18 protein-coding genes and 2 tRNA genes are annotated in these 15,377 nt (G+C 38.0%); 12 read left to right on the top strand and 8 right to left on the bottom strand.

Translation table 11 applies throughout. From position 1 onward, the window contains the following. Window positions 1–18: 18 nt before the first annotated feature. A complete protein-coding gene (ylqF, locus tag RF53_RS18040) occupies window positions 19–963 on the bottom strand; it encodes a ribosome biogenesis GTPase YlqF (protein WP_006793849.1) in 945 nt (314 codons plus the stop codon). A 91-nt stretch (window positions 964–1,054) separates the two neighbouring features. Here ylqF and RF53_RS18035 point away from each other — a divergent pair, with 91 nt between their 5' ends. Continuing rightward, window positions 1,055–1,591 (top strand): YaeQ family protein, encoded by a 537-nt coding sequence (locus RF53_RS18035; protein WP_039038491.1) that lies wholly within the window; start codon window positions 1,055–1,057, stop codon window positions 1,589–1,591. Between the two features lie 22 nt (window positions 1,592–1,613). Beyond that, complete coding sequence (locus tag RF53_RS18030; protein ID WP_039038473.1) at window positions 1,614–2,219, top strand: PGAP1-like alpha/beta domain-containing protein; 606 nt, start codon at window positions 1,614–1,616, stop codon at window positions 2,217–2,219. On the opposite strand, the gene RF53_RS18025 is transcribed toward RF53_RS18030, so the two are convergent. Beyond that, on the bottom strand, window positions 2,216–2,425 hold the full coding sequence (locus RF53_RS18025) for a hypothetical protein (RefSeq protein ID WP_039038472.1): 210 nt from the start codon (window positions 2,423–2,425) through the stop codon (window positions 2,216–2,218). The genes RF53_RS18030 and RF53_RS18025 overlap by 4 nt on opposite strands. A 326-nt stretch (window positions 2,426–2,751) precedes the next feature. Between RF53_RS18025 and RF53_RS18020 the strand changes: the two genes are divergently transcribed. Then, window positions 2,752–3,225, top strand: a complete 474-nt coding sequence (locus RF53_RS18020; protein ID WP_010558088.1) for a Dps family protein — start codon at window positions 2,752–2,754, stop codon at window positions 3,223–3,225. Window positions 3,226–3,295: 70 nt separating this feature from the next. Here the strand turns inward: RF53_RS18020 and RF53_RS18015 are convergent, their stop codons facing one another. The 3 genes from RF53_RS18015 to RF53_RS18005 form a co-directional block, all read right to left on the bottom strand. Further along, on the bottom strand, window positions 3,296–5,371 hold the full coding sequence (locus RF53_RS18015) for a S9 family peptidase (protein WP_039038471.1): 2,076 nt from the start codon (window positions 5,369–5,371) through the stop codon (window positions 3,296–3,298). Between the two features lie 144 nt (window positions 5,372–5,515). Beyond that, window positions 5,516–6,079, bottom strand: a complete 564-nt coding sequence (locus RF53_RS18010; protein ID WP_039038470.1) for a hypothetical protein — start codon at window positions 6,077–6,079, stop codon at window positions 5,516–5,518. Between the two features lie 194 nt (window positions 6,080–6,273). Then, on the bottom strand, window positions 6,274–6,930 hold the full coding sequence (locus tag RF53_RS18005) for a cytochrome b/b6 domain-containing protein (RefSeq protein WP_039038469.1): 657 nt from the start codon (window positions 6,928–6,930) through the stop codon (window positions 6,274–6,276). A gap of 98 nt (window positions 6,931–7,028) precedes the next feature. Between RF53_RS18005 and RF53_RS18000 the strand changes: the two genes are divergently transcribed. From RF53_RS18000 to RF53_RS17990, 3 genes are all read left to right on the top strand, one after another. Beyond that, entirely contained in the window at window positions 7,029–7,733 is a 705-nt protein-coding gene (locus tag RF53_RS18000) for an AzlC family ABC transporter permease (protein ID WP_008128327.1), read from the top strand. Next, a complete protein-coding gene (locus tag RF53_RS17995) occupies window positions 7,730–8,029 on the top strand; it encodes an AzlD domain-containing protein (RefSeq protein WP_010558093.1) in 300 nt (99 codons plus the stop codon). Before RF53_RS18000 ends, RF53_RS17995 begins: the two co-directional genes overlap by 4 nt. 219 nt (window positions 8,030–8,248) lie before the next feature. Continuing rightward, window positions 8,249–8,746 carry a glutathione peroxidase gene (locus RF53_RS17990; protein ID WP_039038468.1) on the top strand — a complete coding sequence of 166 codons (498 nt, stop codon included), beginning with the start codon at window positions 8,249–8,251 and terminating at the stop codon, window positions 8,744–8,746. Window positions 8,747–8,860: 114 nt separating this feature from the next. Here the strand turns inward: RF53_RS17990 and RF53_RS17985 are convergent, their stop codons facing one another. Beyond that, complete coding sequence (locus RF53_RS17985; RefSeq protein WP_010558095.1) at window positions 8,861–9,046, bottom strand: PA3496 family putative envelope integrity protein; 186 nt, start codon at window positions 9,044–9,046, stop codon at window positions 8,861–8,863. A gap of 381 nt (window positions 9,047–9,427) precedes the next feature. Between RF53_RS17985 and RF53_RS17980 the strand changes: the two genes are divergently transcribed. From RF53_RS17980 to RF53_RS17965, 5 genes are all read left to right on the top strand, one after another. Then, window positions 9,428–10,225: a YggN family protein gene (locus tag RF53_RS17980; protein WP_006793837.1), complete on the top strand. Its 798-nt coding sequence runs from the start codon at window positions 9,428–9,430 to the stop codon at window positions 10,223–10,225. Between the two features lie 863 nt (window positions 10,226–11,088). Then, window positions 11,089–11,229 carry a hypothetical protein gene (locus RF53_RS19545; protein WP_008128321.1) on the top strand — a complete coding sequence of 47 codons (141 nt, stop codon included), beginning with the start codon at window positions 11,089–11,091 and terminating at the stop codon, window positions 11,227–11,229. 217 nt (window positions 11,230–11,446) lie between these two features. Next, a tRNA-Ser gene (locus RF53_RS17975) sits at window positions 11,447–11,537 on the top strand. 49 nt (window positions 11,538–11,586) lie between these two features. Beyond that, window positions 11,587–11,679 (top strand) — tRNA-Ser (locus RF53_RS17970). A 309-nt stretch (window positions 11,680–11,988) separates the two neighbouring features. Beyond that, on the top strand, window positions 11,989–12,477 hold the full coding sequence (locus tag RF53_RS17965; RefSeq protein WP_039038467.1) for an RNA-binding protein: 489 nt from the start codon (window positions 11,989–11,991) through the stop codon (window positions 12,475–12,477). Here RF53_RS17965 and RF53_RS17960 read toward each other — a convergent pair. Together RF53_RS17960 and RF53_RS17955 are read right to left on the bottom strand one after the other, a co-directional pair. After that, entirely contained in the window at window positions 12,461–13,585 is a 1,125-nt protein-coding gene (locus RF53_RS17960; protein ID WP_039038466.1) for an aminotransferase class V-fold PLP-dependent enzyme, read from the bottom strand. The two genes, RF53_RS17965 and RF53_RS17960, sit on opposite strands and share 17 nt — an antisense overlap. Before the next feature lies 1 nt (window position 13,586). Beyond that, a complete protein-coding gene (locus tag RF53_RS17955) occupies window positions 13,587–14,756 on the bottom strand; it encodes a PrnB family protein (RefSeq protein WP_039038465.1) in 1,170 nt (389 codons plus the stop codon). Between the two features lie 127 nt (window positions 14,757–14,883). Between RF53_RS17955 and RF53_RS17950 the strand changes: the two genes are divergently transcribed. Then, window positions 14,884–15,339: an Lrp/AsnC family transcriptional regulator gene (locus RF53_RS17950; RefSeq protein WP_008128312.1), complete on the top strand. Its 456-nt coding sequence runs from the start codon at window positions 14,884–14,886 to the stop codon at window positions 15,337–15,339. Window positions 15,340–15,377 lie beyond the last annotated feature (38 nt).

Below are 15,377 nucleotides of genomic sequence, written 5' to 3'. Positions count from 1 at the left end.
CTCATATAAGCTCACAATTTAACGGCGGTTTTTTCGTGCGCGTGCACGGCGCTGTTTTTTCTCTTCTTCTTTAGCAGCTTTTTTAGCTTCTGCAGCGGCGCGTAATCCGGCAACCATTATTTCTTCTTCTTCACGCATGGCTGGTGTTTCCATGGTAATGCGACCAATAATGCCATCTCGAAGTTCGTTAATGAGTATTTCAGACATTTTATACGTGTCTATTTGATTACCACCACGAATACAACCACGCTTTTTACCCGCCATTTCCACAAATTCCCAATCGCTTTCTGGCAATTCGTTTAACTTATAGCGCGCTTTTAGTAGTTCAGGATAAGCATGCAGTAGATATTCAGCGGTGTAACTAGCAACTTCTTCGTACTCAAGTGCAGTGTCGCGTATTGCACCCGTTGCACCTAAACGATAACCTGAATTCTCGTTCTCTACTTTTGGCCAAAGCATGCCTGGCGTATCGTATAGCATAATGCCGTCTTCAAGCTTAATGCGCTGCTGCGCCTTGGTAACCGCAGGTTCATTACCCGTTTTTGCCACTATACGACCAGCTAATACATTAATTAATGTAGATTTACCCACGTTTGGAATACCCATGATCATGGCTTTTATTTGCTTATCGGCACCCACTTTATGCGGCACTAACTTTTTACAAAGCTCATTAATACGGTGTACTTCAGCGGCTTTATCATGACCAAACGCAATGGCTTTAACACCACTTTCTTGCTCAAAGTAGTCTCTCCATACTTGAGTCATTTTAGGATCGGCTAAATCAGCCTTATTTAAAATTTTGATGACCGGTTTGCCTTCACGAAGGGTTGTCACCATTGGATTTTCGCTACTATAAGGAATGCGTGCGTCAAGCACTTCAATGATCACATCCATTTGTGGCATTATTTCTTTAATTTCATTTCGGGCTTTATTCATGTGCCCAGGGAACCACTGGATAGCCATTTTTAACTCCTAACGTATATTTAAGCGCTATTTTAACTGGCAATTCATTTAATTGCGCTATACTGGCGAAAATATTTTTAGATTAGTTGTTATGGCTCTTAAATCAACCATTATGAAGGCACAATTATCGCTTAGCGATATGGATCGCCATGTTTATCAAGACACAAATTTAACTTTGGCTCAGCATCCATCGGAAACTGACCAGCGGTTAATGATTCGCCTGCTCGCGTTTGCACTTAACTATTGTGATGGTTTAGAGTTTACCAAAGGGTTAAGTGCTGATGACGAGCCAGAGCTTTGGCACGTTAATTACAGTGAAGAAGTAGAGCTTTGGATTGAGCTAGGCTTACCTGACGAAAAGCGCCTTAAAAAAGCCTGCAATAAATCTAAAAAAGTTGTGCTTTATACTTACGGTGAGAACAACCAAGCTATATGGTGGCAAAAACACCAACCAAAATTGTACGAATTTAAAAATTTAAGTATTTTTAGTTTAGACTTTGTAGCAACACAGGCACTTGCTGAGCTAGTTGATCGCAACATACAGCTTACAGTTACCATTCAAGATGGTGAGGTATGGGTTAACACTGATAATACGAATATTGAGATAAAACCACAGCAATTAATGTAATTGCAGTTGCTTTAGGGGTTATATGAAAGTTAAACACGTTATTGTTTTACATGGCTTGTATATGTCTGGCTTTGTTATGCGCCCCCTTTGCTCTAGGTTAGAGAGCTCAGGCGTTAACGTGTTAAACCTTACATACAATACTCTTGACCCAAATCGTGATGCTATTTTTACACAAATAGATGAGTTTATTGGTAATGAGCCCACAGCTTTAGTATGCCACTCTATGGGTGGGTTAGTAGCTAGAGCTTACTTAGAAGCTAACTCAGACGCGAGCCAATTCGTTACAAAAGTAGTAACGCTTGGTACTCCCCATCAAGGCAGTCACATTGCACAAAAAATGAAACAAAAAGGGTTTGAAGCTTTTTTAAAAAATAGCGTTGAGTTTTTACTCACACAAAATGGTAACTGGCCATTTAAAGCAAAGCTTTATAGTATTGCTGGCGACCTACCAATCGGCTTAATGCCTCTTATTGTAAAGGGTAGCAAGTCAGACGGAACGGTTCTTCTTGATGAAACTAAACTAAAAGGTATGGCAGAACACAAAGTGTTTCACTTAAGCCATACCAGTATGATTTACTCACGTGAAGTGGTCGATTATATTTTAAAGTGTTTAGGCGAAGGCAGTTAATCTTCTGCCGCCTCAGCTATTTTATAACTTAGTATAACAATAACCCCGAGCACCAACGGAATTGGCGCAGCTATATAACCAAACACGTCTGAGTTAGCGATACTTGCACCCGCTAGATGAGCTACTAAACCAAGCACAAATGCCACCAGCGAAATACATACCACAATTAACTCTGCTTTATTTTGTTTGCCTGTTTTTGCATACATGTTCACTCTCCTAATTAATTCAACGCCATTATTATGCGCTTTCAAAAAGAGTGATTTTTGACCTAAATCAAAAAATAAATTAACAAATTTAATAACCCCGTCTAAGCTTGTTTGAGATCATATTTTACGCAACAAACCACCTTAAAAAATTGAGGTGAATTTTAATAATTAGACCCCATGTCTTTATAGAGCAAACAAAACTTATGTACCAGTCATTTAATAGGTTTTAACTATTAACTCTATAGATATAAACAGTTTCACTAATCTAACTAAAAAAGTAATACTTTACTCAAGTTAACAAACAAACGGTTCTTAAGGAGCAAGTTATGTCACAAGTAAATGCAATTGGTTTAAACAGCGCAAAAAGCGACGACATTGTAAAATCACTTAATACTCTACTGAGTAGCTACCAAATACAGTATATGAATGCTCGTGGTTTTCACTGGAACATCAAAGGCCGTAACTTTTTTGAATTACACGTTAAGTTTGAAGAAATTTATAACCTGTTACTTTTGAAAGTAGACGAGATTGCAGAGCGTATTTTAACGCTCGATGGCGCGCCGTTACATGCATTTTCAGATTACCTTGAAGTAAGTGAAATAAAAGAAGCAAAAGGCATAAGTGATGGCGTTACTGCCGTAGAAAATATATTAGCGGGCTACAGTACATTAATTAAAAAGCAACGTGAGATTTTAAACCAAGCAGGTGATGCAGGCGATGAAGGTACAGCATCATTAATGGGAGACTACATCTCTGAACAAGAAAAACTAGTTTGGATGCTAAAAGCTTACTTGGATTAAGCTAAACGTTATTCTGATTTTGAAAGCCTCAGCTACCACTGAGGCTTTTTTGTTTATTTAACAAAATGTATCATTCAACCAACGCAATAAAAAATGCCATTTCAAGTGCTTTTTCTTCCAAGCTTTTAAAGCGTCCAGATGCGCCGCCGTGACCTGCGTCCATATCGGTTTTAAATACCAATATATTATTATCTGTTTTGTATTCTCGCATTTTAGCAACCCACTTCATGGGCTCCCAGTACTGCACTTGCGAATCATGTAGGCCGGTAGTGACTAATATATTAGGATAATTTTGTGCGCTTATATTGTCATAAGGCGAATACGCATCTATTACATTATAAAACTGTGGATCGTTTGGGTTTCCCCATTCATCGTACTCATTGGTGGTCAGTGGAATACTCTCGTCCAACATAGTGGTGAGTACATCTAAAAATGGCACATGACACCCTACACCACAATATAACTGTGGAGCTTGATTCAGCACGGCGCCCATAAGCAAGCCACCCGCACTACCGCCTGATGCAAATACTTTGCTGCTATCACAGTATTTTTGTTCAACCAGCGCTTTTGTTACGTCGATAAAATCACTAAAACTATTTTGTTTATGTGTTTTTTTACCTTGCTCATACCAATTGCGGCCTAGCATTTCGGAACCACGCACATGTGCAATGACATAAACAAAACCACGGTCAAGTAAGCTGAGCGACGTGCTAGAGAAGCTCGGATCAATGGTGTAACCATAAGCCCCATACCCATATTGAAATAATGGGTTGGTGCCATCTTTTTTAAAACTATCTTTTCGGTATACAACAGAAGCAGGTATTTTGAGGCCATCACGCGAAGTAATCATCAGCCGCTCAGACTCATAATCTGTGGCTTTAAAGTCACCTAATACCTTTTGCTGTTTAAGCAATGTTTTTTCACCCGTTATAAGGTCAACGTCGTACAAAGAACCAGGAGTGGTTAAGCTTGAGTAATAAATGCGTGCCGTTTTAACATTCGGTTCTGGGTTCATTGCAACAGCAGCGTAATAACAAGGATCGTCAAACTCAAGCGCCATACGCTTGCCTTCTTTGTTTACTACAACAAAACGTGCTTGCCCTTGCTCACGTTCGCTGAGGACTAAAAAATCATTAAAAAGCTCAACGCCTTCAAGTAATACATGTTCCCTGTGGGCTGTATGCTCTTGCCACTGAGTTTTATCTGCAATGGTCTGCTCGGTTGCAGTCATCAATCTAAAGTTTTTAGCTCGCCAGTTGGTGACAATATAAAATGTGTCACCTAACTTATCGACATCAAACTCATGACCCTCTTCTCTTTGCATGAGTGCGCTAAATTGACCTTGCGGATTATTGGCATCAAGCACCCATGTGTCGTTGGACTCAGTAGATGCCAAATCAATTATAATTAGCGCTTCATCTCGGCTTTTACCCAGTCCCATAAAAAAGCTGCTGTCTTGCTCTTCATACACCAACACATCTTGGCTTTGCGCACTTCCCAGCTCATGCCTAAATACTTGGTACCCTAATAAAGTTTGCAGATCTTTTTTAACATAAAAAACGGTTTTATTGTCGTTTGCCCAAACAACTTGCCCTTCTGTATTTTCAAGCTCATCAGTGAGCATTTCACCTGTTGATAAATTTTTAAAACAAACGTTATAAATACGGCGACCCTCAGTATCTTGTGAATACGCCATAAGCTGCTCATTAGGGCTTAATGCAACTTCCCCAAGGTCAAAAAATTCAAAATCTTGTGCAAGCTCGTTTACATCTAGCAAAAGGGCTTTATTTTCAGCTTTAATACTTGTGCTACGATAATGACGCGCATATTCATCGTCACCGCGCACTTCAGAGTGATACCAGTATTTACCATCTTTGACGGGCACTGAATTGTCGTCCTTTACAATACGCGCTTTTAACTCTTCGAATAAGGTATTTTGCAAGGGTTTAATACATGCTAATTGCTCATCGCAATAGTTATTTTCGGCTTGTAAATGTGCGAGTACTTTTTCATTTTTGCGCTCATCATCACGCATCCAATAGTAATGGTCGGTTCTTTTTTTATTATGTGTGGTTAATGTATGGGGCTGCTTTTCAGCAACAGGGAAATGAGGCAGCAAGCTTAAAGAGTAGTCTGAACTAGGCACAAATAAACCAATTTAAAGAAGTAATAATGTTCGCAGTTTATCATAAAAATAAAAAAGCCCACTCAATAGTTGAGTGGGCTTAAAGGCAACCGATTTATTCCTAAACCTGTAATACCTATGGGAAGAAACATGTAATTAACTAATTTATAATTGAAGCCAAGCCATAGCCCAACTTTTACCTATCCCTGGTTCAAATATTGAATGTGTATCCTTTGCTTTTCGACAAAACTCGTTAAAAGGCCATGGCCTACATTGATATATGCAACCATCTTTAGGCTGTAACACCTTAGTACCTGCGTTATAGCGTTCGCTATGCTCAGGGTAAACATACTCATACAAGCGTTGAGTGCTCACGTCACGATCGTCGCATTTCGCAATACAATGAAAATCAATATGCGCTTTGCATATACCGCTACTTTGCAATGCAAAAATTTTATTATTCCGATAAGCGACTATTAAACCATGTTCAGTCATTTTTCCTGCACTAACCAAAGGAATGTGAACATTAATGTATTCTGCTATCAAACGCGGCCAAGCGTGAGGTTCCCCTTGTTCAAATGAAGTAATTTTAAAATCAAACGATAAGCTAATTAGCTCTCCTTGCATGTCATAAAAAGTTACTTTCACCACATCACCAATAAATAATTGAGTGTGATTATTTAAGCAACCAATTGTTGACCATTCCCCGCAGGCCAACGACGTATGCATAAACACGGCTACACCTTAAGAGTGACATAGTTTATTCATTATGAATAAACAACAAGCACCAATAACAAGTAATACTGCAAACCATTAACTTGCCAAGGAAGTGCTAATTATAAGTACCCACTCCCCAACAATCAAACAAAAGAATGTAACCGAGATTTACAACCAGTAATTAAGGACCACTTTGAAAGCTAAATTTATCCAAATAAGTACTGTAAAGGCTCTTGCCCCCAAGTAAATGCGAGTATAAGCAGTAAGCCTGCAAATATAGCCCACGCGAGCCAAGGCGACTTAGTTACGGAGCTTTGTACACTGTTTGATTTTGATGCTTTTTCTCCAGTAATCATTGCTTTTACTAAAGGCTTACCTTTAATTTTGTACACAACAATTGCCGCTATATGCAAGCCTATTGCATACAGTAATATGTCAAAATTGAGGTGATGCAGCCAATTAGCAAAATCGACCGTATCACTCGATACATATTCAACAAGCGGGCCGTCAGTTAAAATACCGTCGCTACTCATCAACCCGGTAATTAATTGCGTTGATATAAGCGTAAAAAAAGCAAGAACCATATAGCTGCCAGGAGCAGAGTGTCCAATGGTGTCAATCGGGTTTTTAAACCCCTGTAACACAGCCTTAGGTGAGTGAAACAAGCCACTTAATTTTGCTGTTCTGCTGCCAACAATCCCCCATACTATTCGCGTAACAATGAGCGCTAAAGTAAAGAACCCAGCAACAAAATGCAGCTCAATCATGCCTTCTTCTACACTAAAATATAAAACGGCAATACTAATGACTAACAGCCAATGAAAACACCGTATAAACCCATCCCATACTTTTATCGTCGTCATTGTGTTTACCCTCTAAAAAACAGTATTATTAAAATGCTAATCAACCTCATAATAAGGTGTCGTTATCTGCCATTCTACAAGCCAGCAAGGTAAATGCTATGCAACCAGTTAAAAAAGCGATAATAAAAGGCTTTTTAGATATGCTTCCGCTTTGCTTAGCCGTTATTCCATGGGGAATACTCTGCGGCTCTTTAGCTATTCAAAATGGATTTACAGCTCTTGAAACACAAGCCATGTCGTTACTGGTTTTTGCAGGTTCAGCTCAACTTGTCGCTATTGAACTTATGGCAGGGAACACCCCCTTGCTTACCATATTATTCACCACGTTTATAATTAGCTCTCGGCATTTTTTATATGGCCTTGCTGTTAGGCATAAGGTCATAGATCAACCAATGCGATGGCGCCTACCTGTTAGCTTTGTATTAACCGATGAATTATTTGCGTTTTCTCATCACCGCAAAGCTTATCGCACAAAAGTGCGTTTAGTTTATGCGCTTAGTGCAGGTTTTAGTTTTTACATCGCATGGAATATATGGACATTAATAGGCATTGTTGCAGGATCTATGCTTCCTGATTTAACTAACTTAGGGCTCGACTTTGCAATTGCAGCTACTTTTATCGCCTTGGTTATTCCCGGTATTAAAAATACCGCCTCTTTAGTGACTGTTATTGTGGCGGGTATTACTGCTACGTGGTTAAAAAGCACAGGGTTTGAATTATGGCTAGTGTGCTCCGCATTATTAGCAATGAGTGCAGGTTATACAACGGCAAGGCTAACAGCGAAAAAGGACACTAAAACATGATGACCACTATTTTACTCATGGCCTGCATTACGTTTTTTACGCGTTATTTATTTTTACACCGTGCATTGCCATTTAAAGTGGGCCCTAAAATGCAGCAATTTTTAAGCTTTAGTGCTCCGGCCGTACTTACCGCTATTTGGGTTCCTATTGTATTTTTGGGTGAAGAAGGCATAAACCTGCATTGGCAAAACCCTTACTTAAGTGCCGCTATTGTAGCCATTATTGTAGCTTATAAAACACATAACATTTATTACACAACACTTGCCGGTATGGGTTTGTTTCTAATTTTAAATTAGGGTTTATTAACCTCTATAGTTAGGTTTTAGCAGCCTGAGGATTGTTTATTATTTTTCACCTACAAGGATGTGAAATTAGGTATAAGCAATACACAAAATTTAGCTCAGGCTATACCAAGGCCGTTAGGTCACATGTCTCGCTCCACAAATAAACTTTATACTTTATGTAAAACCTTTACCGCGTTAAAGTATGCCTAACAACAATAATAAGAAGCCACCATGCAAAAATTTCATCAATTAAGCGCAACAAGTCTACAGGGCCAACCTATTAACTTTGATGGTTTTGAGGGAAAAGTTGTACTCATTGTTAATACTGCAAGTAAATGCGGATTTACCTACCAGTACGCATCTTTACAAGCGCTTCATGAAAAGTACGCCAGTCAAGGACTTGTGATTATAGGCTTTCCGTGCAATCAATTTGGCCAACAAGAACCTGGAGATGCGTCGCAAATAGAGCAAGGGTGCTTAATAAATTACGGAGTCAGTTTTTTAATAACAGACAAAGTTGATGTGAATGGAAAAAATGCACACCCTGTATTTCGCTTTTTAAAATCAGCTTTACCGGGGTTTTTAACTCGAAAAATAAAATGGAATTTCACTAAGTTTTTAATTGCAGCCGATGGCACGCCAATTAAGCGCTATGCCCCTTTTACTAAGCCAGAAAAGATAGAGCTCACTATACAAAAAGCATTAAGTAAGGCTAAAAGCACGCAGTAAAAAGCAATAAAGAGGCTATTAGCCTCTTTATTGCCAATGTAACAACTGCTTAAGCGCACTTTTTGTGCACCTAGCCGCCGTTATTAATTGGTATTGTATTTATACTAGTGCGATTTAATCGATGTAATCGCTTAAGTCATCTTCGCCTAGATTTTTGCGCAAGCGTTTTTGCTCAAGGTAGTCTTCCAACTTTTTCTTAACCTTTTGCTTGTTTTTATCATGTTGATTTCGACCGACCATTTCGTATTCGTCTTCAACAAAATCATCATCTAGCGCATCGTAACTAAATGTCTTACCCACAACCCACTCCATAAAGTGTTTGAGACCAATTACGCTTTAATTAATGTAATTGGTAAATTAAAAAATTTAACACCAATATGCTGTGCAAATTAGCATCAAAGTAAAGCCACAAAGCCATAGTAAATAGCCTTCATGTCATTAATGTGAATAAATAGCGCTAAATTGCAATTGTGGAAAGTGAGAGTTTTTTATCGTATCGATAAATTTTTTTTATAAATTTATATTCATTGGTTAATTTCACTAAAATATAGTCTAATAATAAAAATTAAACAGACCTTTAAACCTAGCATGAAATGCAAGCCATTGCTTTTGTTGATAAAAAAATAGTGGCACCAAACTTGTTATTAATTATTTGTTATCAACAAAAAATAGAGTCATCACATGAAAAAATTACTATTAGTTAGCGCATTAATCTGTACACCTGTTGCTATGGCACACAACGATAATGATTCAACAATTTCATTTAGCAACGATCAATGCGACGTAGAGTTTAAAAATGATGTTCGCATCAAGCCAAACGAACTAGAAATTTTTACAGCAAAAAACCAAGCTATGCAATTCAACAGCAATGGCGATTTAATGGTAAACGGTGAGTTTGTAGCGCTTAATAACTCACAACGCCAAGCTCTTACTCAATACTCTGATAGCTTACGTATACAGCTACCCGAAGTCGCTAATATTGCATTAGACGGCGTAAAAATCGCCGGTGTTGCTTTAGAAGAAGTCGGTAATGCTTTTAACATTAATGGCTTAGACGATATGTCATCGTTAATGGACGATATACGCGTAGAAGTAGAAAACACGTTTTATCAAGAAGGCACCTTTGTTATGGGCCAGCAAAGTTTTAACCAATTTGGTGAAAACTTTGAGCATCAGTTTGAAAAACAAATAGAAACAGCCGTTGAATCAGCAGTCATGCAATCTATGGGTAGTATACTGGTCGCGCTTGGATCGGAGTTATTAGGTTCTGGCGGCGATATGGATGCATTCGAAGAACGCATGGAAAATATGGGCGCACAAATTGAAGAGAAAGTAGAGTTACACGCAAACAATTTAGAGCAACGAGCTAATTCGTTATGCGGTAATTTTGCTGAAATTGCAAAACAAGAAGAGCAGCTAGTAACGTTAGTTCCTGAGCTAGAAGGTTATCAATTATTTACCTTTAAACACGTTAAATAACCCGCAATTAACTCACTATATTTAACATCCCTTCAGCAGCATTTTATTTTATTGAATGCTGCTTTTTTGTATCTGTTCTGTCTCTTTTTTCTCGTTTATGTTGTTCGGCTCAGAATAAGGGTCATTGGTCTAGTTATTACTTGCCTAAGTAAACAACTTTATGGCTTTATACAAACATAGACTGCGTTCGTTATTTATCGTTATAAATAATAAAGATAAAAGCAGCGTTTTATGGACATAAATTTAACTCATATGCCCCCCTGTTTTTGATAACACTAAAGATTTAATCATCCAATTTTTAGTGGCTAAGCAAGACTAAAATATTCAGCAAGCAATTTGCTTCAAAATTTATGCCCTTAGCAAAAAGCTGAGAGGCTCCATCCCCAGTTAGACACGTTTAAACGTAACTAACACTAAAGCGCCTGCCTCATAGCAGGCGCTTTTTATCTATTAGAGAAACACTCTATTAAAAAACCGTATTTTTAAGTCAATTACTATTTTAAATATCAAATTAACGACGATTTTTAATGTACTAAGCATAACCACTAGCTGCAATAAAAAACCACAAAAATAACAATTAAAAACCAAAATAAAATAATCTGAATAATTACCCATTTAAAATAATCGAATATGCATAAATAAAAAACAAAACTATTAAAAGCACAATTAAAACAACAAACTAAAAAAGATCAGGGTGAAATAAAAATTAAAAAACAGAAAAAACACAATTAAACATTTTATTAACAACCACTGCTTCAGATAAAAATAACTAATGCCTCACAGGTAATTTTTATCGTTTTATTTTTGTACGCTTTGCATGCAAAATGCGCATGTTTTCAACAGACCTAAACCGGAGCCAAGTGATGAACCCTATAAATACATTAAACCAAACAGCAAACACACAAATTGCAGTTAAACCAACCAACCGAAAAGCAAAAATGCTAGCTAGGCTTAATACGCTTGGTAAAAAATTAGCACTTGGCGGCGCAGCGCAATATAAATAATCACCCAACCATGGTTATTTATTCGGTGCAGCAAACACCCAACCACTAAAAAGTCTCTTTTTTAGCTCCCACAGTTTGCTGCAACCTCTTTATTTTATTAATAATTGCCTTATTTTTCCTTAATTTGTAAAAAAACACGTATTTACGTCTATTTTTTAGGCAAACAGACATTTTGCTATTTACACACCCCCATCACCTAAGTATTATTCTGCGTCACGGAGAGATGGCAGAGTGGTCGAATGCACCGGTCTTGAAAACCGGCATAGGTTTGTAGCCTATCTAGGGTTCAAATCCCTATCTCTCCACCATATTTTAGTTGGTGGTTTTTTATATCATCAATACAACCGGTTATGCGTTGGAGAGGTGTCCGAGTGGCCGAAGGAGCTCCCCTGCTAAGGGAGTATAGAGTTTGTAGCTCTATCGAGGGTTCGAATCCCTCCCTCTCCACCATATACTATATATAAACCACTTAATTGTGGTTTTTTTGTGCCTAAATTTTAACACTAATACTAAATTGGACGGTGAGACCCTCGACAGGGTTCGACAAAATGTCTGGAACATTTTGGGCCGCTGCAAGCGTCGCACAGCGATTGATTACATGGATGAAAGCAAGTCTATTCCCCTTTCTCCACTATATGCTAGATATAAACCACTTAATTGTGGTTTTTTTGTGCCTAAAATTTATAAAAATTAAACAAATTGTAACCCGCTATGACTTAGTGCATTATTACTAAAACGATAGCCACTTTAGGTTTTGCTATGAACAGGTTTATATTGTTAATTACATGCGCAGTGCTACCTTTTTTTTCTTTTTCGCAAAATACAACGGTATACAAGTGTGTAATTAAAGGCGTTCCTACCTTTAGCCAAACACCTTGCTCAAAAGATGCCGAACAGATCACACTAAAAGAAATCAATATAATTGAAGCCTATAAAAGCCCCACTCAAGCAAATAATGTTACAGATAGTTCAGTAGACAATTTTTTAGAAGTTCAGCAAATAGAACGTGAAATAAGCAAGCTACAATTAACACTTAAACAAACAGAAAAAACCTACCAAGAGCAAGTAAAGCAAGCCAGCTATGTTACACAAGATCAGGCTAACCGGTTAGGCGCCTCTTCTATTGCTGACGCCATTGCTAAAAAAACAGCGCCAATTACCAGCGCATATGAATCAAAGGTTACGCGTACACAACAACAAATAGATGCTTTACGTCAACGAAAGCAGTTGCTTAGTCAAATTCCTTAAGCGCTTGCTTTATGGTATTGATAAGCGCGTTTACATCTTCTTCCGTTGTATAAATATGCGGTGAGACTCGTATTCCGTATTTGCGCTCGTCAACACTCATGTTTGCTTTACCCAGCGCTGCTAATATTTGCTGCTGTTTATTCTTAAAAAACATAATAACGGTACCACTACATTGATTGCTTTGTATTGGTGATACAACAAATTCACTTAAATGCTGATGAATATTCGAAATCATCGCGAGATTATGCTCTCTTACCTTTCTAACTGTTAGATCTGCAAAGTAATTTATACTATTTACAGCAATCACGTACGGGGCTATAGAAGGGGTGCCTCCCCAAAATCTCAGTGCGCTGTGATGATAACAAAAATGGTTAATATTAAACTCGAAGGGGTCTTCATGAGAAAACCACCCCACATCTTTTGGCTTGCACTGCTCCAGCTGGTTTTGATTAACCCATAAGTAGGCTGCACCTGGTCCGCCGCACAACCATTTGACACTTGAGCCAATCATGAAATCGGCATCAAGCGTTGTTAAATCAATAGGCAAAACTCCAGCAGATTGCGCCACATCAATTATTGAAAGGCTATTAGTCATCTTACTACGTAGTACAATATCGCTTATCGGTGCTTGAACCCCCGTATTTGAATAAACATGGCTTACAAACACCATATCTATATCGGATGTTAAATAACGCTCCCATACAGCTATATCGCTTAGGTCTTCTTCTTCAGGAATAAACATTATTTCTGCACAAGGCGGTAACGCCTTTTGCATTACAAACCCCATACTTGGAAAGTCGCTTTGTGCCATAAGCACTTTGCAGCGTGCTTGTTGTAATTGAGGGTGCGACATAACTAACTTAGTTAAACCGCTTGATAAGTTAACCTGCGGGCAAAATTGTGAACTTGGCGAATTAAATAACTTACCTAGTGCAGAAGTAAACGCATCTATTTGAGGTAACCATTGTTGCCATGGCTCTTTATTTGAATCTTGCCATGGTGATAGATAGTGCTCTGTAAAGTACTGTTGAGAACTTTTTAGTGGCCTGCCGACGGAGTGGCTTAAAAAGTAGCAACCTTCAGATATACAAAAATCATTTTTAAGCATATTACTTCACGCACTCTTTTAATGAATTGAGATCATCAAACCGCGTTTTTATATCGTCCCTTTTTGCCGCTGCGCGTCTATCCCTCAACTTTTCTAACGAATCGAGTAATACATGAAGTGGCGGTCCACTTGCCGTTACTTTACTTAAATGTTGCTCGTGCATTTGCTTTGACGGTTGCGCAATAAATTTTTCTACTAATTGGTTATGATGTCCGATTGCTGTGTCACCATGTAACTTACATACTTGTATAAATAGCTTTCCATGTGATTTAAACCAGTTGCTATTTTTATATTGCTGCGCCTGTAAAAAATCGTCCATAAAGCTTTGTATTCGCATTGACTCTCTTAATATTTGCTGATCTTCTGGCATCATATACAAAAACTTATCCACCAGCATTTGTGAGTAGCTTGGCTCATTTGCACTACAAAGACCAAGCAACATATCAATTACGTTAATTCCGGCAAAATCGCCTGCGTTTGCACCTCGATAAATCTCTTTACCAACACGGTATGGTTTGTAGTAAGGGCGAACGCAGTTAAAAAAACGATCTGTATCTAATTGTGTGTAAAGTGCATTGTTAGATTCAATTACATTAATGAGCGCGTACTTTGCAGCCTTTAGTAATTCACCACACAAAGGGTGCGAAATACCCAGTGGTACTATCTTTAATAAGGCATCACTTGCTCGCTTGTAGGCTAAAATACCTTGAGTGTTATAATCTAAAAAAAGTTTTTCATCAGGTAAATTAGTAAAGCGCTTATAGGTGCCATTAACAGCTTTATTGTGGGTGGTTAAATGCGCGGTAGCAAACCGCGGTGTTACACCAATCGACGCACCAATATGCATTGCCAATGCCGATGCCTCTACCAAAGGTGAAGTAGTTTCTCTACTGGGCTCAGTTATTTCATGGCGGCGACATGCAGCCATGAATAATCCAACATTGCCTAATAAATCAAATGCACGATCAAACCCTTGATCGGTATTTCCTTCTGCTAACAAGTGTGAAATTAATACATTGCCTTGCCTTTTTAATTGTTGCTTTAATTTCTCACCAACACCTTCAACATTTGCTTTATCGAATTGCTGCCAATAAAGCAGCTCTAATTCAGTATTTATCTCTACAAACTCAGTGCGTATCCAATCATCAAATGTGGCCGTATGTGTATTCATTATTTTGCTCTATTATTTTTATATTTAAATGCTAACAGAGTAACGTGAGCGTAAATCATCAAAAAACAAAGTGAAAGTGTCTATAATTAGTGATAATCACTAAAAATTTAAAAATAGATAACAATAAATGTTAGATAAAAAAGATCAGCAAATACTCACAGCACTACAAGAAAATGCCAGAATATCGGTTTCAGATTTAGCAAATACGATTAGCTTGTCTGATACGCCTTGCTTAAGGCGAATCAAAAAACTTGAAAAAGAGCATGTTATTACGGGCTACCACGCGTCAATTAATCCTAAAAAACTTGAACTAAACGTATTGGTATATGCTTTTATTAGGCTAAATCAAAATTCTGTTAGCGCGGCAGACTTATTTGAACAGTCGGTAGAAAAGCTACCTCATGTATTAGAGTGCAGTGTAATATCGGGTAGCTATGATTATTTACTAAAAATTATTGCTAACGATCTTGAAAGCTATGAACAATTTGTTAAACATCGGTTAGGTAGTTTGAGCTGCATAGCGAATATAGAGTCAACGGTGGTACTTAAGCAGTCGTTCACTAAAAAGCAACTTCCGCTATAAAAGTACGGCAAATACAAAGTTGTTAGCTATACTGATAT

Origin of the sequence: Pseudoalteromonas sp. ECSMB14103, assembly GCF_000813065.1 — a bacterium.
Taxonomy (GTDB): Bacteria; Pseudomonadota; Gammaproteobacteria; order Enterobacterales; family Alteromonadaceae; genus Pseudoalteromonas; species Pseudoalteromonas marina.
The sequence above is the reverse complement of the archived record's forward strand: the minus strand, read 5'-3'. Positions and strand labels throughout refer to the sequence as shown.

What these genes read in the sequence shown, in the direction of transcription:
- ylqF (WP_006793849.1), bottom strand. Translation starts at nt 963, where the DNA reads ATGGCTATCCAGTGGTTCCCTGGGCACATGAATAAAGCCCGAAATGAA.
- RF53_RS18035 (WP_039038491.1), top strand. Translation starts at nt 1,055, where the DNA reads ATGGCTCTTAAATCAACCATTATGAAGGCACAATTATCGCTTAGCGAT.
- RF53_RS18030 (WP_039038473.1), top strand. Translation starts at nt 1,614, where the DNA reads ATGAAAGTTAAACACGTTATTGTTTTACATGGCTTGTATATGTCTGGC.
- RF53_RS18025 (WP_039038472.1), bottom strand. Translation starts at nt 2,425, where the DNA reads ATGTATGCAAAAACAGGCAAACAAAATAAAGCAGAGTTAATTGTGGTA.
- RF53_RS18020 (WP_010558088.1), top strand. Translation starts at nt 2,752, where the DNA reads ATGTCACAAGTAAATGCAATTGGTTTAAACAGCGCAAAAAGCGACGAC.
- RF53_RS18010 (WP_039038470.1), bottom strand. Translation starts at nt 6,079, where the DNA reads ATGCATACGTCGTTGGCCTGCGGGGAATGGTCAACAATTGGTTGCTTA.
- RF53_RS18005 (WP_039038469.1), bottom strand. Translation starts at nt 6,930, where the DNA reads ATGACGACGATAAAAGTATGGGATGGGTTTATACGGTGTTTTCATTGG.
- RF53_RS18000 (WP_008128327.1), top strand. Translation starts at nt 7,029, where the DNA reads ATGCAACCAGTTAAAAAAGCGATAATAAAAGGCTTTTTAGATATGCTT.
- RF53_RS17995 (WP_010558093.1), top strand. Translation starts at nt 7,730, where the DNA reads ATGATGACCACTATTTTACTCATGGCCTGCATTACGTTTTTTACGCGT.
- RF53_RS17990 (WP_039038468.1), top strand. Translation starts at nt 8,249, where the DNA reads ATGCAAAAATTTCATCAATTAAGCGCAACAAGTCTACAGGGCCAACCT.
- RF53_RS17980 (WP_006793837.1), top strand. Translation starts at nt 9,428, where the DNA reads ATGAAAAAATTACTATTAGTTAGCGCATTAATCTGTACACCTGTTGCT.
- RF53_RS19545 (WP_008128321.1), top strand. Translation starts at nt 11,089, where the DNA reads ATGAACCCTATAAATACATTAAACCAAACAGCAAACACACAAATTGCA.
- RF53_RS17965 (WP_039038467.1), top strand. Translation starts at nt 11,989, where the DNA reads ATGAACAGGTTTATATTGTTAATTACATGCGCAGTGCTACCTTTTTTT.
- RF53_RS17960 (WP_039038466.1), bottom strand. Translation starts at nt 13,585, where the DNA reads ATGCTTAAAAATGATTTTTGTATATCTGAAGGTTGCTACTTTTTAAGC.
- RF53_RS17955 (WP_039038465.1), bottom strand. Translation starts at nt 14,756, where the DNA reads ATGAATACACATACGGCCACATTTGATGATTGGATACGCACTGAGTTT.
- RF53_RS17950 (WP_008128312.1), top strand. Translation starts at nt 14,884, where the DNA reads ATGTTAGATAAAAAAGATCAGCAAATACTCACAGCACTACAAGAAAAT.